This is a genomic window from Natronorubrum tibetense GA33 (genome assembly GCF_000383975.1).
GTDB lineage: Archaea > Halobacteriota > Halobacteria > Halobacteriales > Natrialbaceae > Natronorubrum > Natronorubrum tibetense.
In genome coordinates, this window is sequence record NZ_KB913017.1 from 1,343,704 (window position 1) to 1,363,160 (window position 19,457).

Consider the following 19,457-nt stretch of genomic DNA (forward strand, 5'->3'; position numbering starts at 1 on the left):
AACACACACCCGGCTTCGCGTCGTCGTCTCGACAACCGACGATCCGGCCACGCAATAACATGAACCGACGGTCCCTCATCGCAGCGGCGACGCCACTGGCGGTGCTGAGCGGCTGTCTCGACGATATCGGATCGACCGCCGGCGAAAATAGGGCGACCGACGACGAGGCGGAAGCCGACCGATCGGAGCCACCGTTCAACGTCACGACCGTCGACGGGCCCGGCAGCGACGCCGGAACGGTCAGCGTTCCCACCGACGGGCAGGTCCAACTGGTCAATTTCACGCGACTCAACTGTCCGACCAGCAAGGCGCTCCTCCCGCGCGTCGAGGAGGCCAGAGACCGCCTCGCAGAGGCAGTCGACATCGGCCCCGACGGAACGGTCCACGTGCTCTCCGTCATCGACGGGAGCATCGGCGCACAGCCCTCGGCGACGGAGCTGGCCGACTGGTGGGCCGAACAGGACGGCGACTGGACGATCGGCAACGACGAAACCGGCGCGCTCGACGACCACTACGAGATCACGCTCCGACCGACGACGATCGCCATCGACGGCACCGGCGAAATTCACTGGCGCGACGAGGGTGGAACGACAGTGAACACGATGGTCAGCGGCGTCGAGACGGCGCTGGAGGCCGCCGCGGAGCCCCGGACTCGAGACGACGACAACTGAGCTAGCCGTGTCCTCGAGTTTATATACCAACCCGCGGCCAGACCGTCCATGATCGACGACGCGATCCGCGTGCTCGCGGGCGACTGTACCGTCATCGCCGAGACCGGAGACCGCGAGGAGTACCGCGGCCGAGTGACGACCATCGTCAAACCCGACAACACCGTCCTCGTCCACGACAGCGACGGCTACCAGCCCGTGGCGTGGCTCACTCGGGCCGACAGCGTCTCGAGCGACCGCACCGGCGACTTCACGCTCGTGGCGAAGAAGGACACCCAGACGCTACGGATCGCCGCCCACGACCAGGACGGCTTCGCGCACTATCCATCCTCTGCGGCCGGAACGCCCGTCGGGCACTGTCCCGACTGCGGCGGCGCGCTCGTGCGCTCGAACGGCGTCCACTGCGTCGGCTGCGGGGATCGGTACGGAGTGCCTCGAGACGCAACGATTCGCGAGGAACAGTGTGACTGCGATTGTGGCCTCCCCAGAATGCGCGTCGAGCGCGGGCTGGCGTTCAACGTCTGTCTCGACCGCTCGTGCGAGTCCCTCGACGACGCCGTGCGGGAGGCCTTCGACCGCGAGTGGGACTGTCCGGAGTCGAACTGCGACGGCGACCTCCGAATCCTCCGCCGCGGTGGGCTTATCGCCGGCTGCGAGCACTACCCCGACTGCGACACCGGTTTCGCCGTCCCCGCGGGCGTCGTCGACGGCGAGTGCGGCTGTGGACTGCCGACGTTCGAAACCAAAAGCGGGACCCGGTGTCTCGACGCGACGTGTGAAGAGGTGTTAGAACGGTCGCTCGAGACCGAATCCACGGCCGGCGGCTGAGAACCGGTAGTCTCGAATCGCGACCATCCACCGCGCGACAGCCGTCCGATCAGCCGCCGCTGCGGTGGGTGGGACTGAAAGGGGTTGGCGTTGAGCGGACGCTTTGCGTCCGCGATGCTCGGAAGAGCTTGCTCTTCCGTTGCGGTCCGGGAAGCCGGACGACGCAAGCACCGAAGCGACCGGAGGGAGCGAGGCGCGCAGCAAGTCCTGCGACTGGACTGGGCCAAGGGCTTTCAAAATGACCGAACCAGCCGTCACTACTCGAGTACTGACGACGAAGAATAGGAACCGATCCGCAGCCCCTTAGTCACGGCCGGCCGAACCCCGCGTATGACACTCGAGGGGCGGTTCGACGAGGAGGCGGGCGTCGTCCGCGTGGGGAGCGACGCGCGACAGCGCTATCACGACGCGCGGGGCTACGGCTATCCGCTCGAGGGCAACGAGATCGCCCTCGCACCGATCGAGGCGGCCCATCTGCTCTATCGCGGGGACCTCGAGGCGGTCGTCGACGGCGCGAGCGGCGACCGCATGGACTTCCGCGCCTTCGCGGCCCGCGAACCCGGCGAGAAGTTCGGCGTCCGGTTTCTGGTCTACGCCGACCTGCGCTCGCGCGGGTTCTACCTCTCGCCGGCCGCGGAGCCGTGGGTTCCCGACCCACCCGAAGGGACGGTCGATTTCGCGGTCTTCCCCCGCGGGAAGGGGCCCCGAGACGGCGAGGTCGAGTACGCGCTGCGGGTGATCGGCGAGCGAACCGACGTGCCCGCGGGCGACCTCGAGGACGGCGTCCTCGCGGTCGTCGACGAGGAAAGCGAGATCACGTACTTCGACGTCTCGCCCCGCGATCCGTCGGGGTCGTCGACCCCCGACGCCGGGTTACCCGACGGCTGCGAGGCCGACCTGCTGGCCGATCGGGTCGTCGTCTGGGAGCCCCCGCTCTCCCTCTACGAGACCACCTTCTACGGCCAGCCACTCGAGGGCAGAGAGTACGACGAGCCGACGCTCCAGTTGTCGCTGCTCGAGGCGGCCTTCCTCGCCGAACGCGGGGCGATCGATCTCGACCCGGAGACGGTTCGCGACCGGGGCCACGAGGTCGAGGGCGAGCGGTTCGCCCGGCGGCTGGCGGTCTACACCGAACTGCGCGAGCGGGACGTCGTCCCGAAGACGGGCTACAAGTTCGGCGCGGACTTCCGGACCTACGCCGACGTGGAGTCAGTCGAGAACCTGGGCCACTCCGAGTTGCTGCTCCGGGTGCACCCCGACGACCACGTCTTCGAACCGCGAGACCTCGCACTCGACGTTCGCCTCGCCCACGGCGTCCGCAAGACGATGGTGTTTGCGCTGGTCGGCGCAGACGGCGGAATCGACTGGTGGTCGGTGGAGCGGCTGACGCCCTGATTCTGGCCTCGCGCGAGCGCAACGATAAAAACCCCGACGCGAGAGGGTAGCCGTATGCAACTCGAGGTGATCGGCGTCGGCGGCGCGGGCTGTCGGATCGCCGACTCGATCCGAGCCGCTGAGCCGGCTGGACACGCCTTTCTCACGGACGTCTTCGCGTTCGATACCGACGAGGCCGACCTGCAGCGGACGGTGCTCCCCGAGTCACACCGCTATCGCTACGGCACGGAATCGGCGTTCGACGACGGGCTCGAGGCCGCGACGGAGGCCGGCCAGGAACACGCCGCGGAACTGCTCGAGGTACTCGAGCGTGGCTCCCCCACCGAGGCCGACGCCTTTCTCGTCGCGGTCGGTCTCGGTGGCGTGACCGGCGGCGGAACGGTCCCCGCGCTCGTCGCGGCGCTCCAGCGGACCTACGACGAGTCGGTGTACGTCCTCGCGACGCTGCCGGCCGATCGGGAGTTCGACGCGGACGCCGGCGATCCGTCCGGCCTCGGCGGTCGCTCGAAGAGGGCGTCGACGACGGCCGGCGAGAATACGCCACCACGACCCGACGCGGCGACGAACGCGGTTCGAACGCTCGAGCGACTCGAGGGAGTAGCGAGCGCGATCGTTCCGTTCGACAACGAGACGTGGCTCCGGCCCGGCGAGGAACTCGCCGACGCGCGCGATCGGTCGAATCGAGCGCTGGCGACGCGAATCGCGGCCGTCTTCGCCGGCGGCGGCGAGTCGGATGGCCCCGTCGCCCAAACCGTCATCGACGCGAGCGACATCGAGCGGATCGTCGGCAACGAGTCGGCCATCGTGACGCTCGGCTACGCCGAAGAAACCGTCGAGACCACGAGTTCGAAGTTCGGGCTGGGGCTGTTGCCGACGGAGCGGGAGGTCGAAACGAGCGAGGCCGTCAGCGCTGTCGAAACGGTCGTCCGGAAGGGGATTCGTGGAAAGCTCACGCTCGAGTGCGAGCCCGATATCGCGGCGCGCGGCCTCCTGATCGTCGGCGGCCCGCCGGCGTGGCTCAACCGGCAGGCGATCGCCGAAGGGCGGTGGACGCTCGAGTCCGCTATCGGCGGTTCGGGGATTCTGGGCGGGGACGCGCCGCGACCCGACGGCGAGACCGTGTTCGCGGGTGTCGTGTTGGCCGACGTGGAGTCCGATCGACTCGAGCGGTTGCGGGACGTGGCCGCCCAGTCCGAGTGAGACAATCGTCACACGGAGGACCGTACCGGATTCGAGCGTATAGCCGTTTGATGGACTCGAGTGATCTGTACTCCTGGCAGCAGTGATTTCCACGTCCTCCTCAACCGATTTCTGCTCACGGGTGCGAAGCACCCGTTTGCATGGTTCGCGGGACCTCCGGTCCCGCGCTAACACTCGTTCCCTTCGGTCACTCGCTCATCCACAGGAAGACGCTCCGCGTCTTCCACGCAGTCGCTCGTGGCACTCGCGACGACCTCGCGCAACTTCGCGTCGCGACTCGCTGTTCGCTCGTCGAGACACAGCGCGCGCCACCACGGGTGGTCCGGATCGATCGGTGTGAGACGCGAAAGTGAGACGCGAGTTAGTCGAAATCCGACTCCGTAACCTCACCATCCGCAGTTGAGATTCTGGGTTCGGCACCGACCTCGAGCGACTCTCCGTCGTCCTCGAGTACGATCATCGTCGCGGAGCCGACCGAGGGGGCGTCGACAACGTCGTGACCGCGATTCTCGAGGTCCTCGCGGACGTCTTCGGGGTACTCGGCCTCCATCTCGAGCGTGTTCTCGGCCTCCCAGGGGACGGCCGTCGACGGAAACGCCGTGCTCACGAACCGGGGGTGGTCGATGGCGTCCTGGGCGTCGTGGCCGAACTCGTGGACGTGCAGGAACTGCTGGGTCTGGCCCTGCGGTTGGGTGTCCACACCGGTATTACCACCCAGAATGTACGGCTGGCCGTCTCGAACGGCCATGTAGGGGTTCGAGGTGTGTCGGACCTTGTACCCGGGTGTGAGTCGATTTGGATCGTCGTCCGCCACCGAGATCATCCGCATCCGGTTGTTGAGGTGGATGCCGGTGTCGCCGACGACGAGGAACTGCGCGCCCAGACTGGTCGTCACCGCGGCCGCGTTGCCGTCGCCGTCGACGACGTGGAAGGTGGTGGTGTGATCGGCGTCGCCGACGGACGAAACTGATTCCTCGTCCTCGAGTCCGGAGTCGAACGGCCACTCCATCGCACTGTCCATCTCGATTCGGTCGGCCTGCGCTTCGGCGTAGTCGTCGTCCAGCAACGTTTCGACCGGGATGTCGACCCGCTCGGGGTCGCCGACGTGGTGGTAGCGATCCGCGAAGGCGAGTTTGATCGCCTCGGCCTGCAGGTGGACAGTGTCGGCGTCGGCCGAGTCGAGGTCGTCGAAGTCGAACGCATTCAGCGTGTTCAGCGCCAGTAGCTGCGTGATTCCCTGACTGTTGGGCGGATTCTGGTAGACGTCGACATCGTCGTCGTACTCGATCGAGAGCGGGTCGACGATCTCGGCTTCGAACTCCTCGAAGTCCGACAGCGTGAGGTAGCCGTCGTGTTCGTCGCTAAATTCGACGATTGCCTCGGCGATCGGGCCGCGGTAGAAGTAGTCTCGAGCCGCCTGAATCGCGTCGCTGCGGTCCTCATCTGCGTGTTCGTCGTACGCATCGGCGAGCGCCTCGAACGTGTCCGCCAGCTCCTCCTGGTAGACCGTGTCGCCCTCCTCGAGGAGGTCGCCCGCGGGCTGGTAGATCTCGGCGGCGTCGGGTCGGTCGTCTATCTCGTCGGCCTCGTTCTCGAGCCAACTCCGCAGTTCCGGACTGGCGGGGTAGCCCTCTCGAGCGGTCTCGATAGCGGGTTCGAGCACGGTATCGAGATCCAGTTCGCCGTATTCCTCGAGCCACAGCATCCAGCCGTCCCAGGCACCGGGAACGACGGCCTGATGCACGCCGGCGGTCTCTGCACGTTCTTCGTAATCATCCGGTGAGGCCTCGGAGCCGACGGGACCCACGCCGTCCAGACTGGTGATCTCCTCGTCGTCGGCGTCGTAGTAGAGCGCCCAGGTGCCACCGCCCAGCGCGGAGGAGAACCAGGGCTCGACGACGCTCAACGCGGCGGCGACGGCGACGGCCGCGTCGGCGGCCGTGCCGCCCGCTTCGAGGACCTCGAGTCCGGCTTCGGTCGCGAGTTCGTGCTGCGAGACGACCGCGACGGATCCGTCCTGGGCCCCGCCGGACTCCTCGACCGAGAACCCGGTGCACCCGGCAACGCTTACGGCACCGATCCCGCCGGTACCCGCGAGAAACTCGCGGCGGCGGACGTTCGTGTCCATGCCGGGTAGGCGGGTGACGCGAAGTAAAGTGGCGCCGGACGTTTCGAGACGTAGTGAGAGATTATGGGTAGGGGTGTCGAAAAGGCGGAGGCGGGATTGGGATAGACGCTCGGTACAGTTGTCCGAGCGTCGCGCGTACGGCCGCAATCGAGCGCCAACCGTCCCGAACGACATCGTTCGCCGCAACGAATGGTTACGCGAACGCCTCGAGGAATCGCGAACCGAGTACGACCTCCGTGCCGGCCAGCCCGACTGAACAGAACAGCGTCACGTCGTCCGCGGCCGTCCGTCCGAGAGTCGGCTCTTCGAGCACCTCGGCGAGTTCGAGGAGCCGGCCGTCGTACTGGCCCGAAACGAGATGGGGTTGGTCGGCGGCGTCGAGCTGTGGCAACGAGTCGGTCGCGATGGCGTCGGCCCGGTCGACTACCTCGAGCGGCAGTTCGTGGGCGTCCGCGAACCGCGGCCCGATCGTCATGACATGGGTGCCGGACTCGAGCCAGTTACGAGGACTCGAGCGGGAGGGCCAGCCTCGAGGCGGACCTGTTCCATCGATGACTGAAACCGGGTTCGGTAAGTCGCCTTACTGAAATGACTTTCAGATTACAATTAAGCTGGGCGACACCCTCTATAACAGTATGTGGAGACACTACCCGCCGCACCCCGACCCCGTCACCGGCCGCTCGATCGCTGCCGGCTTCCTCGTGGCCGCCGGCTTCGTTGCCGTGCTGGTCGCGGTCGATTACCCGACAGCCGCCGTCACCAGCCTCGCGGTGGTGATGGCCGGGGGCCTGCTCGTTCGCCGACTCCGGCGCGCTCGGACCCTCGAGATTCCCGGCACTCGCGTCGGCCTGCAAGTCACCGTGTCGAGGTCCCGGGACGCTGCCCCGACCGTCGCCGAGTGCTCGATCGCGCTCGTCGACAGGGACGAATCGTCTGCAGAGGGGCGACCCGGTTGAGTCCCCGTTTCGATGATCCCCCGCTCGTGGTCATCCGGCCTACGTCGACTCGCCCGGAATCACCGCCCCCTCGTGCTCGAGCAACTCGCGTTTCAGGTCCAGCCCGCCACCGTACCCTGTGAGCGAGTCGACGCCGACGATCCGGTGACAGGGGACGATGATCGGAACTGGATTCCGGCCGCAGGCCTGTCCGACCGCGATCGGCGCGCTCTCGAGATCCCGCGCGATATCGCCGTACGTTCGCGTCTCGCCCGCCGGGATTTCCGCCATCGCCTGCATGACCTGCCCCGTGAAATCGTCCGGATACTCGATTCCGAGGTCGAAAGCAGTCCGCTCGCCGGCTTCGTACTCGCGGAGTTGTTCGCGGATCGTCTCCGGCTCCGCGTCGATCCTCGAGGCGGCTATCTCTCGGTCCCGACCGAAGATGCTGATCTGCATTCGTGGAGCTGTTCGTCGGCTGGGCGCTTTACTCTAGGTTTCGACCGAGCCGTCACGGCGAACGTCCGAAGTATGAGTATTTTTCCCCGCTGAACCGAAGGGAGTATCATGACCTCGTTCGAGTACGACGTCGCCATCGTCGGTGCGGGCACCGCCGGCTGTTACGCGGCATCGACGATTTCGAAGGCTGGATACGACGTCGTCATCGTGGAGCGAAAGGACGCCGAGGAGGCCGGACACATCGCCTGTGGCGATGCACTGAAGGGAGCCGACGAGTTCCCGGAGGCGATTCCGAAATCGGAGATTGCCGATGCGTTTACGAATACGGCCGTCGACCACGGCCGCTTCGAGATTCCACAGGAGGACGCCGTACTAGACATTCCGGTTCCGGGCGAGTTGGCGGTTATCGACCGCTGGGAGTTCGGCCGACAGCTCATCGACGCGGCCGAGCGCGCGGGCGTCGACTTCCACTACGACACCGTCGTACAGAGCGTAATTCAGGACGACGACGGCTGCGTAACGGGCTTCGAGGCGAAGCGGGCGGGTAAACGCCGAACCTACGAGGCGACCGTCACGCTGGACGGGGCCGGAGCGCTGTCGATTCTCCAGGACACGATCGACTTCGACGGAACGACGTTCGATACGAACGTGCGGTACTCGCAGTTCTCCTCGGCCTACCGCGAGATCATCGAGGTCGAGGAGCCGGTCGAGTGGGACGACGCGCTCGTGGTCAAACCGACGAAGCGCTCTGCGGGCTATCTCTGGTACTTCCCGCGGACGCCCACGGAGATCAACGTCGGCCTCGGCTTCCAGATGAACGAGGAGCCGATGCAGTTGGTCAGGGATCTCCGCGAGGACATCAGCCAGCGCCCGGAGCTACGGGGAGCAACGGTGAAAGACAAACTTGGCGCAGCACTGCCGACCCGTCGGCCGTACGACTCGGCGACGGCACCCGGCTACATGGCCATCGGGGACGCGGCCGCACACGTCAACCCGATCAGCGGCGGTGGGATCGGTGGCGCGGCCTACGCCGGCCAGTACGCGGGCGAGCAGGCGATACAGGCACTCGAGGACGATGACGTGACCGAGAAGACTCTCTGGCGATACAACGAGCGCGTGATGGACCACTACGGCGGCCGGTACGCCGCCCTCGACGTCTACAACGTCTTCGCGACGGCGTACGACCTCGACGACCTGCTGTCGTTGCTGGCGGCGCTGCCCGGCGAGCAGCTCTCGGACGCGCTGTACTCGGGCTCGTCGAACGTCGGCCTCGGGCTGAAGCTGAAGGTGCTGTACGAGACGGTCGGCCACTGGGGGACGTTGAAGAATCTCTACGAGACGAAGGGACTCGCTGATCAGCTGCTCTCCCACTACGAAACGTACCCGTCCTCACCCGACGGCTTCGACGCGTGGCAGGCCGAACGGGACTCGATCATGGACGACATCTACGCGGCGACGGGCGCGGAAACGAAGTACTAGCGCCGCCAAATACTCGTTTCGCAGCGCCATCGGTCGCTGTCGCCTCTCGTGACGGTCCAGCGCGGCGAAGCCGAAGGCTTTTGCGCGGTGGCGCGCGAAACAAACCAGTAATGACCGGAGACGACCCACTCGAGGAGTCCGAGTCAGGGGAACCGCTGACCGAAGGAGGTGAGGATGCCACAGAACCGCAGTCGGCGCTTCGAGCCGACGGCGGCGCTGCAGGCGCTGACGACGTCGCACTGGACCCCTGGGGCTCCTCTTCCGTCTCCGACTACCGGAACCTGTTCGAGGAGTTCGGCATCGAGGAGTTCGACGCGATCTTAGAGGATGTGCCAAACCCCCACTACCTGATGCGCCGGGGCGTCATCTTCGGCCACCGTGATTACCGTCCGGTCGCCGAGGCGCTGCAAAACGACGAGCCAGCGGCAGTTCTCTCAGGATTCATGCCGACAGGCGATCCCCACATCGGCCACAAACTCGTCTTCGACGAGATCATCTGGCACCAACAGCAGGGGGCCGATGCCTACGCCCTGATCGCCGACCTCGAGGCCAACTCGGCCCGCGGAATGTCGTGGGAAGAGATCGACGAGCACGCACGCGACTACCTGCTCTCCCTGCTGGCGCTCGGTTTCGACCCCGAGGAAGGAACGCTCTACCGCCAGTCGACGAACCGCGAAGTCCAGGACCTCGCGTTCGATCTGGGTGCGGAAGCCAACTTCTCGGAGTTTCAGGCGATCTACGGCTTCGACGGCGAGACCGACGTCTCCCACATGCAGTCGGTCGTCACCCAGATGGCCGACATCCTCTACCCGCAACTCGAGGAGCCCAAGCCGACCGTCATCCCCGTCGGTCCCGATCAGGATCCCCACGTCCGACTGGCCCGCGATCTGGCCGAGCGAATGCGCTTTTTCAAGGTGAGCGAGGCGTATGCGAGTTTCGAACTCGAGCCCGTAGAGCGAGCCCTCGTCGCCGAGTTCTACGAGCGACTGGATCCCGCGGAGTTCGACGACGACGACCTTCGCTGTGTCCACGTCGCCGAGGCGCTCGAGGAGACGCCGCTGTCGGATATCGATGCGGACGCCGACACGCTGAGTTCGGTGCTAACGAAGCTGAACGAGGCCGGCATGGAGCCGGTCCGGCCGCGCACCCGATTCTTCGACCGGCGGGCGACCGACGACGCCTTCGACGCGCTCATCGATGCCGTCGAGGGCGAAAAGCGGGTCTACGAGAGCCACGTCGACGCCTTCGAGATCGACCGCGCCGAGGCGGAAGAGCTCGCCCGGCAGGTCGAAGTCGACAACGGCGGCTACGGCTTCCAGCCGCCGTCGTCGATCTACCACCGGTTCATGACCGGCCTGACGGGTGGAAAGATGTCCTCCTCCGTGCCGGCGAGCCACATCTCGCTCCTCGACGACCCCGAAGACGGCTACGACAAGGTGAAATCGGCGACCACCGGCGGCCGCGGGACGGCCGAAGAACAGCGAGAGAAGGGTGGGAAGGCGGACGAGTGCCCGGTCTACGAGCTGTACGCCTATCTGCTGGCCGGCGACGACGACGAGTTCGCCAAGCGCGTCTACGACGAGTGCGTCGGCGGCGAGCGGCTCTGTGGCGACTGCAAGGAGCAGGCCGCCCAACTCATGAAGGAGTTTCTCGCGGACCACCAGGAGAAACGCGCGGAGGTCGAGGAACTGCTCGAGAACGCGGATATCGAACTCGAGTCGCCTCGGCGACGGTCGTAGCGACGGCGGGCGATCGCGTTCGTTTTTTGTCGCTGAATCCGAGGAGAACACATATCAGTAGTCACGATGTAGCCCGGGTCGATGAAGACCGGCCAAGCCGGTGGCCCGAGCCGAGACGTCGTGCGCTGTGCCGATATTCTCGGCTCGTTCGGCGTCACGCCCGCCGACGTGCGCGCCCAGCGCCGGGAGTACCACACGACGGTTCCGCCGGGCGAGGCGGGCGGCGACGCCTCGCTCGAGGCGATCATCGCGGACGTGCTCGCCGACGAACGCGATCGGACGGCGACGGTTCGACAGCTGATCTGTCACGGCAACCGCGGCGTTACGTGTTCGGCGCGTTACGCCCAGCGAGCGCTGGGACGCGAACTCGAGACCGTCTTCGAGTCGATCGGCTGGTCGCTCGAGTGGACGCGGACGGGGCCGGCCGAAACCGGACGCGATAGACTGGAACTCACCGCCACGGATCCGAAGGGACGCACTCGGGAGGCGACGGTCACCTACCCGCAGACGCCGCTGGCGGACGACAACCTGCCTGCCGTGTTGCACGCGGTCGACAAACGGCTACTCGCTGGAACCGGCGCGACGGTCGTCCCGCTGTCGGACGGCGTCGACCGCTGGCGGGCCGCACTCATCGAGACGGACGAACTCGAGAGCCTTCGAGACCGCTACGGCCGGCGGATTACGGCGTTCGATCGTCCCTTGCTGCCCGAGTACGACCTCGAAGCCTACGTCCCCGCAACCGACGATCTCGAGGCGGGTGCCAGCGACGGAGACGCCGGAATCGACGCTCCGGACGGCGCGTCAGAGTCGGACCCGTGGCCGTCGTGGGCCCTCGAGCGAGCGAGTCGACGGGCAACCCCGCTCGGACGCGGGAGCAACCACACTTCGAAGACGAGCGATACCGACACGTCGGTCGCGTCGCTTATCGAGGAAGCCGAACCTGAGAGCGGGGAAACCGCAGCGAACGAGGGAACCGCGACGAATTCGACATCGCCGACACCGGCTCAATCGACGGAAACCGACGGCTTCGAGATCCGAGGCGGCTCGCCGACGGTCTCGAGGGTGAGCGACGATAGCGACTCGAGCCCCGAGCCGTCACCGCGGGACGTGGCCGGCGCGATGCTCGAGGAGCAACGAGAGCGAACGGCCGAGCGACGCGACGGATATGAGCGATCCGATCCTGGTAGCGATACCGCCACATCCGACGACGGATTCGGCACGCTCTCGGGGACCTCGAAGACCGCCCGGGTCGGCAACGACTCCTTCGGGACCGACGACGAGTTCGAGACGGAACACGACCGCTACAGTGCGCTCGGAGTCGCGCTCGGTGCAGGTGGGGCAATCACGGTCGAAGGAATGCTCGAGGACGACGAGTTCCTCCCCGAACTGCCCGCGATAGAACCCGAGGAGACCCGCATCGAGTTCGCGGAGTCGTTCGATCCCGACGCGGTGACGACGGCCAAAGCGGCCGGCGAGCAGGAGGGGTTCGAGTGGGTCGACTCCGGTGCACTCGAGACGACGCGCGTCTCGAACGGGAAGTGACCCGTCGCTCTCAGGGCACGACTCCGTTCGACTCGTCGTTCGATTCCCCGGACGGGGACAACGCCGGAACCTCGATAGTGACGACCGATCCGGTCGGCTCGTTCGCCCCGAAGGTCACCGAGCCGCCCGCGATTTCGACACCCCACTTGGCCAACCAGAGGCCGAGGCCGCTCCCGTGGTCGAGCGGCGTCTCGGTCCCGCGTTCGACCGCCGATCGTTCGTAGGCGTCGATTCCGGGGCCGTTATCGGCGACACGGATCCGAACCCGGTCGTCGCCCGCCTCGACCCCGATTCGAACGAGCGGGTTCGGGCCGGTGTTGTGTTCGATGCCGTTTTCGACGAGGTTTGCCAACACGGGCTCGAGAACGTCGGCGACGTAGATGCCGTCCAGATTCGACTCGCATTCGATGCGAGCGTTCGGGTACTCGGCACGGACGGCCGTGCTTACGTCGCCGAGAAGCACCTCGAGTGAGATGGCCTCGACCGATTCTCGACTCTGTTCGAAGACGTCGATGATTTCACGGGCTTTGGTCGCCAGCGATTCGATACGTCTCGCACTCGACGTAATTTCGTCGGCGACGTCCTGATTCGCTCCGTCTGCGAGGAGTTCCGCGTAGCTGCTGATGACGTTCGTTTCCGTTCGGATGTTGTGCCTGAACACACGGTTCAGGACCTCGTGGCGCTGTTGCTGTCGCACGTGCTCGCTGATATCGTGAAACGTGATGACGTGGCCGATCGTTCGATCGTGGACGTCGGTGATACTCGTCGCTGTCACGTCGTACAGCCGCTCGTCGTCTCTGCTTCGAAAGGGGCGTTGAACCGAGACCGACCCGTCCGACGAGACGAATGAATCGTCGAGAACGGTCTCTCGAAGCGGGCTCCCCAGCACAGCACTGGGAACCGTTCCCAGAATCGCCGCACCGGTTTCGTTGATATCGACGACGTAGTTGTGTCCGTCGACGACGATGGCACCGTCCGGCATCCGCTCGAAGAGCAGTCGGCGTGCACGCGGGTTCGGCGACGGACTCGTCCCGAAGAGTTGAAACCGCGTGAGTGCGCCGAGGCAGGCGACCCCGGAGATCGAAAAGGCGACCGGTGTAGGGTCGAGACCCGGGATCGGAATGGCTCCCAGGAGAAAGAGGAGATTACTCGCCCACGGCGCCACGATGCCGACCAGAAGGGCGGCGCTTTGCCCTCTGAACGGCAGCGAGTCGTCCCGAATCAATCCCAGGAGTGGGACGGCTCCGAGCAGTCCGAGCAGGTACGTGTAGGCGGCGATGACCCAGAACCAGGGGCCGGGGGTCCGGCTCAACAACAGCATCCCGTCTTCGGAAACCAGTCTCGAGTCGGTATAGAGCAGGCTACTGTCGGCCAGTGCAAAGACCACGGTGAGGGCCGGAACGATCGATATGAGCGCGACGTAGCGTGGCTGGACGTACCGATCCCGGCCGGTGTACTCGAGCGAGAAGAGCAGCCAGCCGACCGGAATCGCGACGACGCCGATCCACCTGAGGTTCGCCCAGAAGACCTTCGAGCCGAGCGTCGATGCCTCCAGATCGAAAACGAGGAGGGCCGACCAGATGCACTGTCCGACGAGCATCACGACGAGTGGAACGGCGCCCGGTTCGGGTCGTTCCCTCCAGGCGAGGAGTGCCGCCGTTGCACCGACTGCCACGGTTACAAGTAATATCCCCGACAGAAGTGTAAGAGCGAACACCGATACCGGAAGGAAGGCTCCGTTAGCTATTAAACGTGCGGAAAAATCGAGCCATCGAAAGATGTCTTCGGTTTGTTAGTTGACTCAGGTCATCGGTACGACGAACGCAAGGACGACGAAGACGACGAGATACTCGCACTCGGCAGCCTTCGCCAGCAGTCGCTCGTTCTCGTACCGACCGACCAGCGACGTGACGCCCAGGGAGTAGACGATTCCGGCGAGCAGCGGAACGGCTAGCGCGGACGGGATGTATCCGGCGTAGACTGCGAACGCGACGAGTCCGGCCGTACAGCAATCGATCCCGGAGAGGATCCTGCGCGTCCAATCGACGCCGAAGACGACCGGAATCGTCCGTACACCGATCGCCCGATCGCCTTCGACGTCACGGACGTTCGAGATCTCCGTGTTCGTGAACACCCGGAGAAAGAAGTACGTGAAGACGAACAGCGCCGACATCGTGACGGCGCCGTCGACGAACGCGAGCGGAAGAAACGTCAGCGTCACGGCCCACGCGAGTGCGACCACGACCGTGTTGAGGAGGAAGACATCTTTCAACCGACGGACGTGCATGCCAGTGTCGGGAATCCAGTCCGTGGCATAACACACCCAGAGCGCCCCCGGAAGCAGCGTTATCGCGAGCGCGACCGGACCACCGAGAACGGAGAGCGCGACGGCGAGTCCGTAGGCGACCGATGCCAGCACGTAGAGGACGTCTCGATACCGTCTGACGAACCCAGCCTGTCCGGGATTCGACATCGCGTCGGTGTCGGCGTCCGCGAGGCGGTCGTTGGTATAGACGGCGAAGACGACCAGTCCGACGACGACCGCCGCCGGCGTCAGTGACAGCGAGAGGAGAACCGAGACGATGACCACCTCGGCCATCGCGATCATTGCCAGATACGTCGAACTGTACACCAGTGCGTTCCAGAACCGACCGGTACTCGAGAGAAGCCGAGCGAGCAGCGCACTGTGTCGTGCTACTGTCGTTTGACTCTCGTCTGAGAGTTGATGGTTTTTTCGTGTCATAGTTGCGTTAGTATTCGAGAGCAGCCGTTCGGTGGCGGCTCCGTACTGAATATGTCGGCAATCGCAACAGATATGCGTATGTATTGCACAACTGTTACATTAACAATCGAGAGTGGACGATTGAAGTGCAGATCATTGATTAGAATAATAATTAATAATATTCGAATGAAATGCATATATCAATTATACGAGCGGTGCGATTTGGTTCGGATATGGATCGTCGCGAACGGGCACCGGCCCGGATCGAAGCGTGAGAACCGCAGTGAACGCAAGGTTTTTCGCCCGTCGTCGAGAGACGGGACATATGGCACCCGAATCCCACATTCGTGCCGGTATCGGTGACCGACCGTTGCGTTGCAGTCAGGGATTCGGCTTCTTCTTCGCCCGGTGACGCCGGGCCGGTGGAGCCGCGAGCGCACACACCGTGCCCTCGCCGCGAAACCGACCGTTCGACGCGGCCCGACCGGGCAGGCAGTATCGGAACCGCTAACTGACCGACACGCAGCCATACGAACAAGCGAATGCAACTTCCAGCACAACAGGTCGCGGTCTTAGAGGCCGCGAGCGCAGACGAGGCGGAGTCCGTCGACGCCCTCGCTGCGGCGACCGACCTCCCTCCCGAGACCGTCACCGGCGCGGTGTTCGAACTCGAGGAGGCGGGGCTGGTCGCCGTCGCGGAACGCGTCGACGAAACGATCACGCTCACCGACGAGGGCGTCGAATACGCGGACGAGCGACTTCCCGAGGTTCGGCTCTACGAGGCCGCGCTCGAGGCCGGCGCAGACGGCGATCCCGTCCAGATGGGGCAGGTCATCGGCGCCTCGGGACTCGAGGGCCCGCAGGTCGACATCGCACTCTCGAACTACGCCCGCAAGGGGTACGGCGTCATCGACAGCGGCGAGATCACGGCCGATCCGGACGCGGATCCGAGCACGGACGCGGAGGCGAACGCGCTCGCGGCGCTTCCCGGCAAGGACGCCGTGCCGGTCGACGGCACCGACGCCGACGAGGGGACGCTCGAGCAACTCGAGCGCCGCGGACTGCTCGAGCGAACCGAGTCGACCGTCCGCGAGGTGACGCTGACCGAACGCGCCGTCACCGAACTGATGGCCGGCCTCGAGACGGCCGAGACGGTCGGACAGGTCACGCCGGAACTCCTGACCAGCGGGGAATGGGAAGACGTCGAGTTCGCCGAGTACAACGTCGAGGCCGACGCCGAGCAGTTCGAGGGCGGAAAGGTTCACATCCTCCGGCAGATGTCCGAACGCGTCAAAGACGTCCTCGTCGGCATGGGCTTCCAGGAGATGGACGGCCCGCACGCCGACGCGGACTTCTGGATCAACGACTGCCTGTTCATGCCGCAGGATCATCCCGCGCGGACCCACTGGGATCGGTTCGCCTTAGAGCAACCGACCCATATCGACGACCTTCCCGAAGACCTCGTCGAGCGCGTCGAACGGGCCCACCGAGAGGGCATCGGCGAGGACAGCGAGGGCTATCACTCCCCGTGGGACGAGGACTTCGCCCGTGCGCTCGCGCTTCGGGGCCACACGACCTCGCTGTCGACCCGATACCTTTCGGGCGAAGAGATCGGCGAGATCGAGCCGCCAGCGCGCTACTTCAGCGTCGAGAAAGCCTATCGAAACGACACCTTAGACGCGACTCACCTGCTCGAGTTCTATCAGATCGAGGGCTGGGTGATGGCCGAGGATCTCTCGGTTCGGGACCTCATGGGCACCTTCGAGGAGTTCTACGCCCAGTTCGGGATCGAGGACATTCAGTTCAAACCCCACTACAACCCCTACACGGAGCCCAGCTTCGAGCTGTTCGGCACCCACCCCACGACGGGCGAACTGATCGAGATCGGAAACTCCGGCATCTTCCGCGAGGAGATGCTCGAACCACTCGGTGTAGAGTGCGACGTGATGGCGTGGGGACTCGCCTTAGAGCGACTTGCCATGCTGACCACCGGCGCGGAGGACATCCGCGACCTGCACGGGACGCTCGCCGACCTCGAGTTCCTGCGGAACGCGGAGGTGACCTACTGATGCCCACCGTCGATATCAACCCCGACGAACTGCGAGAGCTGACCGGCCGCGAGGAAAAGAGCGACGACGAACTCAAAGACGACCTGTTCGGACTCGGCCTCGAGTTCGAGGGGCTGACCGAGGACGGCGAGTTCGAACTCGAGTTCGCGCCGGACCGACTCGATCGGCTCTCGGTCGAGGGCGTCGCGCGATCGATGCGCTACCAGTACGGCGACGCCCGCGGTGTCCACGTCCCCTCACCGAACTCGGCGGAGTGGACCATCGAGGTCGACGAGTCGGTGCCGGACGAACGGCCGTACGTCACAGGCGCGGTGATCCGCGACGTGAACCTCGACGAGGACGCCCTCGATTCGCTCATCCAGTTACAGGAGAAGCTCCACGCGACGATGGGGCGCAAGCGGGCGAAGGGCGCGATCGGAATTCACGATCTGACGATGCTCAAGGGCGGTTCCGCGACGGAGGGGGCCTCGACCATCCGGTACGTCGGCGTCGAACCCGGCGAGGATCGGTTCGTCCCGCTCGACTCCGACGAGGAGATGACGCCCGCGGCGGTCCTCGAGACCCACCAGACCGGCCAAACGTACGCCGACCTCGTCAGCGGCTACGACCGTTACCCCGCGATCTACGACGATATCGGGCTGTTCTCGTTCCCGCCGGTGATCAACGGTCGACGCACCGAGGTCTCGACGGACTCTCGAGACCTGTTCGTCGAGATGACGGGCACCGACCAGTGGACGATCGACAAGATGCTGAACATCGTCTGCTACGCGCTCTCGGCGCGCGGGGCGACGATCGAGGACGTCACGGTGGAATATCCCGATAGCGAGTCCGCGAACGCGGACTCGGACGGGAGCCGGACGCAGTCCGGCGGACACGAACTCGTCCGGCCGGATCTCTCGACGAAGACGAAGACGGTCGCACACAGCCGCATCGAAACCATTCTCGGGATCGATCTCGACCCCGACGAAGTGATCGATCTAGCCGAACGATCCGGACTCGATGCCACGAAAACCGAGGACGGAGAGACGGGCGACGGCAAGGAAAGCACCATCACGCCGCTGGAGGATCGAGATGGGCTCGAGGAACGAGACGCCGCGGACAGTTCGGGCACGTCCCAGGCAACCGACGACGCCGCGTCGTCGGGCGACCTCGTCTACGAGGTCACCATCCCACCCTACCGCGTCGACGTGCTCCACCCGCTGGACGTTATCGACGACCTCGGACGGGCCTACGGCTTCAACGAACTCGAGCCGACCTACCCCGACGTGGGGACCGTCGGCGGCCGCCACGAGCGCTCACGCCTCGAGCGCGCCGTGCGCACCCAACTCGTTGGGCTCGGCTTCGAGGATCTGCTAAACTTCCACATGACCAACGAGGCGGAAAACTACGAACGTCTCGAGATAGCGCCAGGGGCGGACGCCTACGGGGCCGGCGAGCCCGCGACAATCAAGGAGCCCTACAGCGAGGACTACACAATCCTCCGGACGTGGCTGCTCCCTTCGCTCATGATGGTCCTCGAGCGAAACACCCACCGGTCGTACCCACAACACCTCTCGGAGGTCGGCTTCCGCGCGGCGCTCGACGAGAGCGAGAACACCGGGGTCGGCGAGAGCCGTCACGTCGGAGCCGTCCTCGCAAACCACGACGCGGGCTATGAGGACGCCAAGGCGCGGCTACAAGCGCTCGCACGCAACTTCGACGTCGACCTCGAGACGCCACCGACGGAGCATCCCGCCTTCATTTCGGGTCGAACCGCGTCAGTCGTGATCGACGGCGAAGATATCGGAATCGTCGGCGAAATCCATCCGAAGGCGCTGGTCGAGTACGACCTCGAGGTACCGGTTGCGGCGTTCGAGTTCGATCTCGAGGCGCTGCGGTAGCCGCTGGCAGGTTTTTGTTCTCGAGTTTAGAGACGATCCGCGGCCGCGGTCCAGCACGTTGTACCGCGAGCGAAGCCGTAGGCTGAGCGAGCGGCTCTTTTTGGTCCAGATTTTTGCGCTGAGTGGTTCGCTCGCGAAGCGAGCGAATCCCGAGGCGTAAAAAAGGTGGTTCTTAGAATTCGTGTTCGACGTCCTCTTCGTCCGCTTTCTGGATGATGATCTTCCCGCCCCGGACCCGGACGAAGACTTCGTCACCGATATCCATGCCCGCGACCTCAAGTTCGTCCTCGTGGAGGTTGAGGTGGACGTTGTGATAGTTACCGTCTTCGTCTTTCGCACCGCTTGGACTCAGCTTCTTTTTCCGTACCATCGCGGGATTCTATGACGAACTTCGCCGTAGGATATACTTAAGT

At 65.2% G+C, this 19,457-nt stretch carries 17 protein-coding genes; 11 read left to right on the plus strand and 6 right to left on the minus strand.

The annotated features are described in order from the left end of the window. Positions 1-59: 59 nt before the first annotated feature. From NATTI_RS0107020 to NATTI_RS0107040, 5 genes are all read left to right on the plus strand, one after another. The gene (locus NATTI_RS0107020) at positions 60-671 is read left to right on the plus strand and encodes a TlpA family protein disulfide reductase (protein ID WP_006088684.1); all 612 of its coding nucleotides are present in this window, start codon (positions 60-62) and stop codon (positions 669-671) included. 48 nt (positions 672-719) lie between these two features. Then, on the plus strand, positions 720-1,496 hold the full coding sequence (locus tag NATTI_RS0107025; RefSeq protein ID WP_006088685.1) for a hypothetical protein: 777 nt from the start codon (positions 720-722) through the stop codon (positions 1,494-1,496). A 330-nt stretch (positions 1,497-1,826) separates the two neighbouring features. Next, complete coding sequence (endA, locus tag NATTI_RS0107030; RefSeq protein WP_006088686.1) at positions 1,827-2,891, plus strand: tRNA-intron lyase; 1,065 nt, start codon at positions 1,827-1,829, stop codon at positions 2,889-2,891. Between the two features lie 54 nt (positions 2,892-2,945). After that, positions 2,946-4,091 (plus strand): FtsZ/tubulin family protein, encoded by a 1,146-nt coding sequence (locus tag NATTI_RS0107035; RefSeq protein WP_006088687.1) that lies wholly within the window; start codon positions 2,946-2,948, stop codon positions 4,089-4,091. Positions 4,092-4,231: 140 nt separating this feature from the next. After that, on the plus strand, positions 4,232-4,444 hold the full coding sequence (locus NATTI_RS0107040; RefSeq protein WP_006088688.1) for a hypothetical protein: 213 nt from the start codon (positions 4,232-4,234) through the stop codon (positions 4,442-4,444). Between the two features lie 8 nt (positions 4,445-4,452). On the opposite strand, the gene NATTI_RS0107045 is transcribed toward NATTI_RS0107040, so the two are convergent. Together NATTI_RS0107045 and NATTI_RS0107050 are read right to left on the minus strand one after the other, a co-directional pair. Further along, on the minus strand, positions 4,453-6,219 hold the full coding sequence (locus NATTI_RS0107045) for a gamma-glutamyltransferase family protein (RefSeq protein WP_006088689.1): 1,767 nt from the start codon (positions 6,217-6,219) through the stop codon (positions 4,453-4,455). Positions 6,220-6,412: 193 nt separating this feature from the next. Next, positions 6,413-6,772 (minus strand): ornithine cyclodeaminase, encoded by a 360-nt coding sequence (locus NATTI_RS0107050; RefSeq protein WP_275040235.1) that lies wholly within the window; start codon positions 6,770-6,772, stop codon positions 6,413-6,415. Positions 6,773-6,854: 82 nt separating this feature from the next. Here NATTI_RS0107050 and NATTI_RS0107055 point away from each other — a divergent pair, with 82 nt between their 5' ends. Then, positions 6,855-7,175: a hypothetical protein gene (locus NATTI_RS0107055; RefSeq protein ID WP_006088691.1), complete on the plus strand. Its 321-nt coding sequence runs from the start codon at positions 6,855-6,857 to the stop codon at positions 7,173-7,175. A 39-nt stretch (positions 7,176-7,214) separates the two neighbouring features. Here NATTI_RS0107055 and NATTI_RS0107060 read toward each other — a convergent pair whose 3' ends face one another. Continuing rightward, complete coding sequence (locus NATTI_RS0107060; protein WP_006088692.1) at positions 7,215-7,613, minus strand: methylated-DNA--[protein]-cysteine S-methyltransferase; 399 nt, start codon at positions 7,611-7,613, stop codon at positions 7,215-7,217. 108 nt (positions 7,614-7,721) lie between these two features. Here NATTI_RS0107060 and NATTI_RS0107065 point away from each other — a divergent pair, with 108 nt between their 5' ends. The 3 genes from NATTI_RS0107065 to NATTI_RS0107075 all read left to right on the plus strand — a co-directional run bounded on the left by NATTI_RS0107065 (position 7,722) and on the right by NATTI_RS0107075 (position 12,373). After that, the gene (locus NATTI_RS0107065) at positions 7,722-9,092 is read left to right on the plus strand and encodes a geranylgeranyl reductase family protein (RefSeq protein WP_006088693.1); all 1,371 of its coding nucleotides are present in this window, start codon (positions 7,722-7,724) and stop codon (positions 9,090-9,092) included. A 110-nt stretch (positions 9,093-9,202) separates the two neighbouring features. Continuing rightward, positions 9,203-10,831, plus strand: coding sequence for a tryptophan--tRNA ligase (locus NATTI_RS0107070; protein ID WP_006088694.1), 1,629 nt, complete (start codon positions 9,203-9,205; stop codon positions 10,829-10,831). 81 nt (positions 10,832-10,912) lie between these two features. Beyond that, entirely contained in the window at positions 10,913-12,373 is a 1,461-nt protein-coding gene (locus tag NATTI_RS0107075; RefSeq protein WP_006088695.1) for a hypothetical protein, read from the plus strand. A 10-nt stretch (positions 12,374-12,383) separates the two neighbouring features. On the opposite strand, the gene NATTI_RS0107080 is transcribed toward NATTI_RS0107075, so the two are convergent. Both NATTI_RS0107080 and NATTI_RS0107085 read right to left on the minus strand, forming a co-directional pair. Continuing rightward, on the minus strand, positions 12,384-14,072 hold the full coding sequence (locus NATTI_RS0107080) for a histidine kinase N-terminal 7TM domain-containing protein (protein ID WP_394296403.1): 1,689 nt from the start codon (positions 14,070-14,072) through the stop codon (positions 12,384-12,386). 102 nt (positions 14,073-14,174) lie between these two features. Next, positions 14,175-15,116, minus strand: a complete 942-nt coding sequence (locus NATTI_RS0107085) for a UbiA family prenyltransferase (protein ID WP_006088697.1) — start codon at positions 15,114-15,116, stop codon at positions 14,175-14,177. A gap of 521 nt (positions 15,117-15,637) precedes the next feature. On the opposite strand from NATTI_RS0107085, the gene pheS reads away from it, so the two are divergent. Both pheS and NATTI_RS0107095 read left to right on the plus strand, forming a co-directional pair. Then, entirely contained in the window at positions 15,638-17,164 is a 1,527-nt protein-coding gene (gene pheS / locus NATTI_RS0107090; RefSeq protein ID WP_006088698.1) for a phenylalanine--tRNA ligase subunit alpha, read from the plus strand. Then, a complete protein-coding gene (locus NATTI_RS0107095) occupies positions 17,164-19,044 on the plus strand; it encodes a phenylalanine--tRNA ligase beta subunit-related protein (protein ID WP_006088699.1) in 1,881 nt (626 codons plus the stop codon). The genes pheS and NATTI_RS0107095 overlap by 1 nt, the downstream gene beginning before the upstream one ends. 172 nt (positions 19,045-19,216) lie before the next feature. On the opposite strand, the gene NATTI_RS0107100 is transcribed toward NATTI_RS0107095, so the two are convergent. Then, positions 19,217-19,414, minus strand: a complete 198-nt coding sequence (locus NATTI_RS0107100; protein ID WP_006088700.1) for a SymE family type I addiction module toxin — start codon at positions 19,412-19,414, stop codon at positions 19,217-19,219. Between the last annotated feature and the right edge of the window lie 43 nt (positions 19,415-19,457).

Coding starts and splice junctions, on each gene's coding strand:
- NATTI_RS0107020 (WP_006088684.1), top strand. CDS start 60: ATGAACCGACGGTCCCTCATCGCAGCGGCGACGCCACTGGCGGTGCTG.
- NATTI_RS0107025 (WP_006088685.1), top strand. CDS start 720: ATGATCGACGACGCGATCCGCGTGCTCGCGGGCGACTGTACCGTCATC.
- endA (WP_006088686.1), top strand. CDS start 1,827: ATGACACTCGAGGGGCGGTTCGACGAGGAGGCGGGCGTCGTCCGCGTG.
- NATTI_RS0107035 (WP_006088687.1), top strand. CDS start 2,946: ATGCAACTCGAGGTGATCGGCGTCGGCGGCGCGGGCTGTCGGATCGCC.
- NATTI_RS0107040 (WP_006088688.1), top strand. CDS start 4,232: ATGGTTCGCGGGACCTCCGGTCCCGCGCTAACACTCGTTCCCTTCGGT.
- NATTI_RS0107045 (WP_006088689.1), bottom strand. CDS start 6,219: ATGGACACGAACGTCCGCCGCCGCGAGTTTCTCGCGGGTACCGGCGGG.
- NATTI_RS0107055 (WP_006088691.1), top strand. CDS start 6,855: ATGTGGAGACACTACCCGCCGCACCCCGACCCCGTCACCGGCCGCTCG.
- NATTI_RS0107060 (WP_006088692.1), bottom strand. CDS start 7,613: ATGCAGATCAGCATCTTCGGTCGGGACCGAGAGATAGCCGCCTCGAGG.
- NATTI_RS0107065 (WP_006088693.1), top strand. CDS start 7,722: ATGACCTCGTTCGAGTACGACGTCGCCATCGTCGGTGCGGGCACCGCC.
- NATTI_RS0107070 (WP_006088694.1), top strand. CDS start 9,203: ATGACCGGAGACGACCCACTCGAGGAGTCCGAGTCAGGGGAACCGCTG.
- NATTI_RS0107075 (WP_006088695.1), top strand. CDS start 10,913: ATGAAGACCGGCCAAGCCGGTGGCCCGAGCCGAGACGTCGTGCGCTGT.
- NATTI_RS0107085 (WP_006088697.1), bottom strand. CDS start 15,116: ATGACACGAAAAAACCATCAACTCTCAGACGAGAGTCAAACGACAGTA.
- pheS (WP_006088698.1), top strand. CDS start 15,638: ATGCAACTTCCAGCACAACAGGTCGCGGTCTTAGAGGCCGCGAGCGCA.
- NATTI_RS0107095 (WP_006088699.1), top strand. CDS start 17,164: ATGCCCACCGTCGATATCAACCCCGACGAACTGCGAGAGCTGACCGGC.
- NATTI_RS0107100 (WP_006088700.1), bottom strand. CDS start 19,414: ATGGTACGGAAAAAGAAGCTGAGTCCAAGCGGTGCGAAAGACGAAGAC.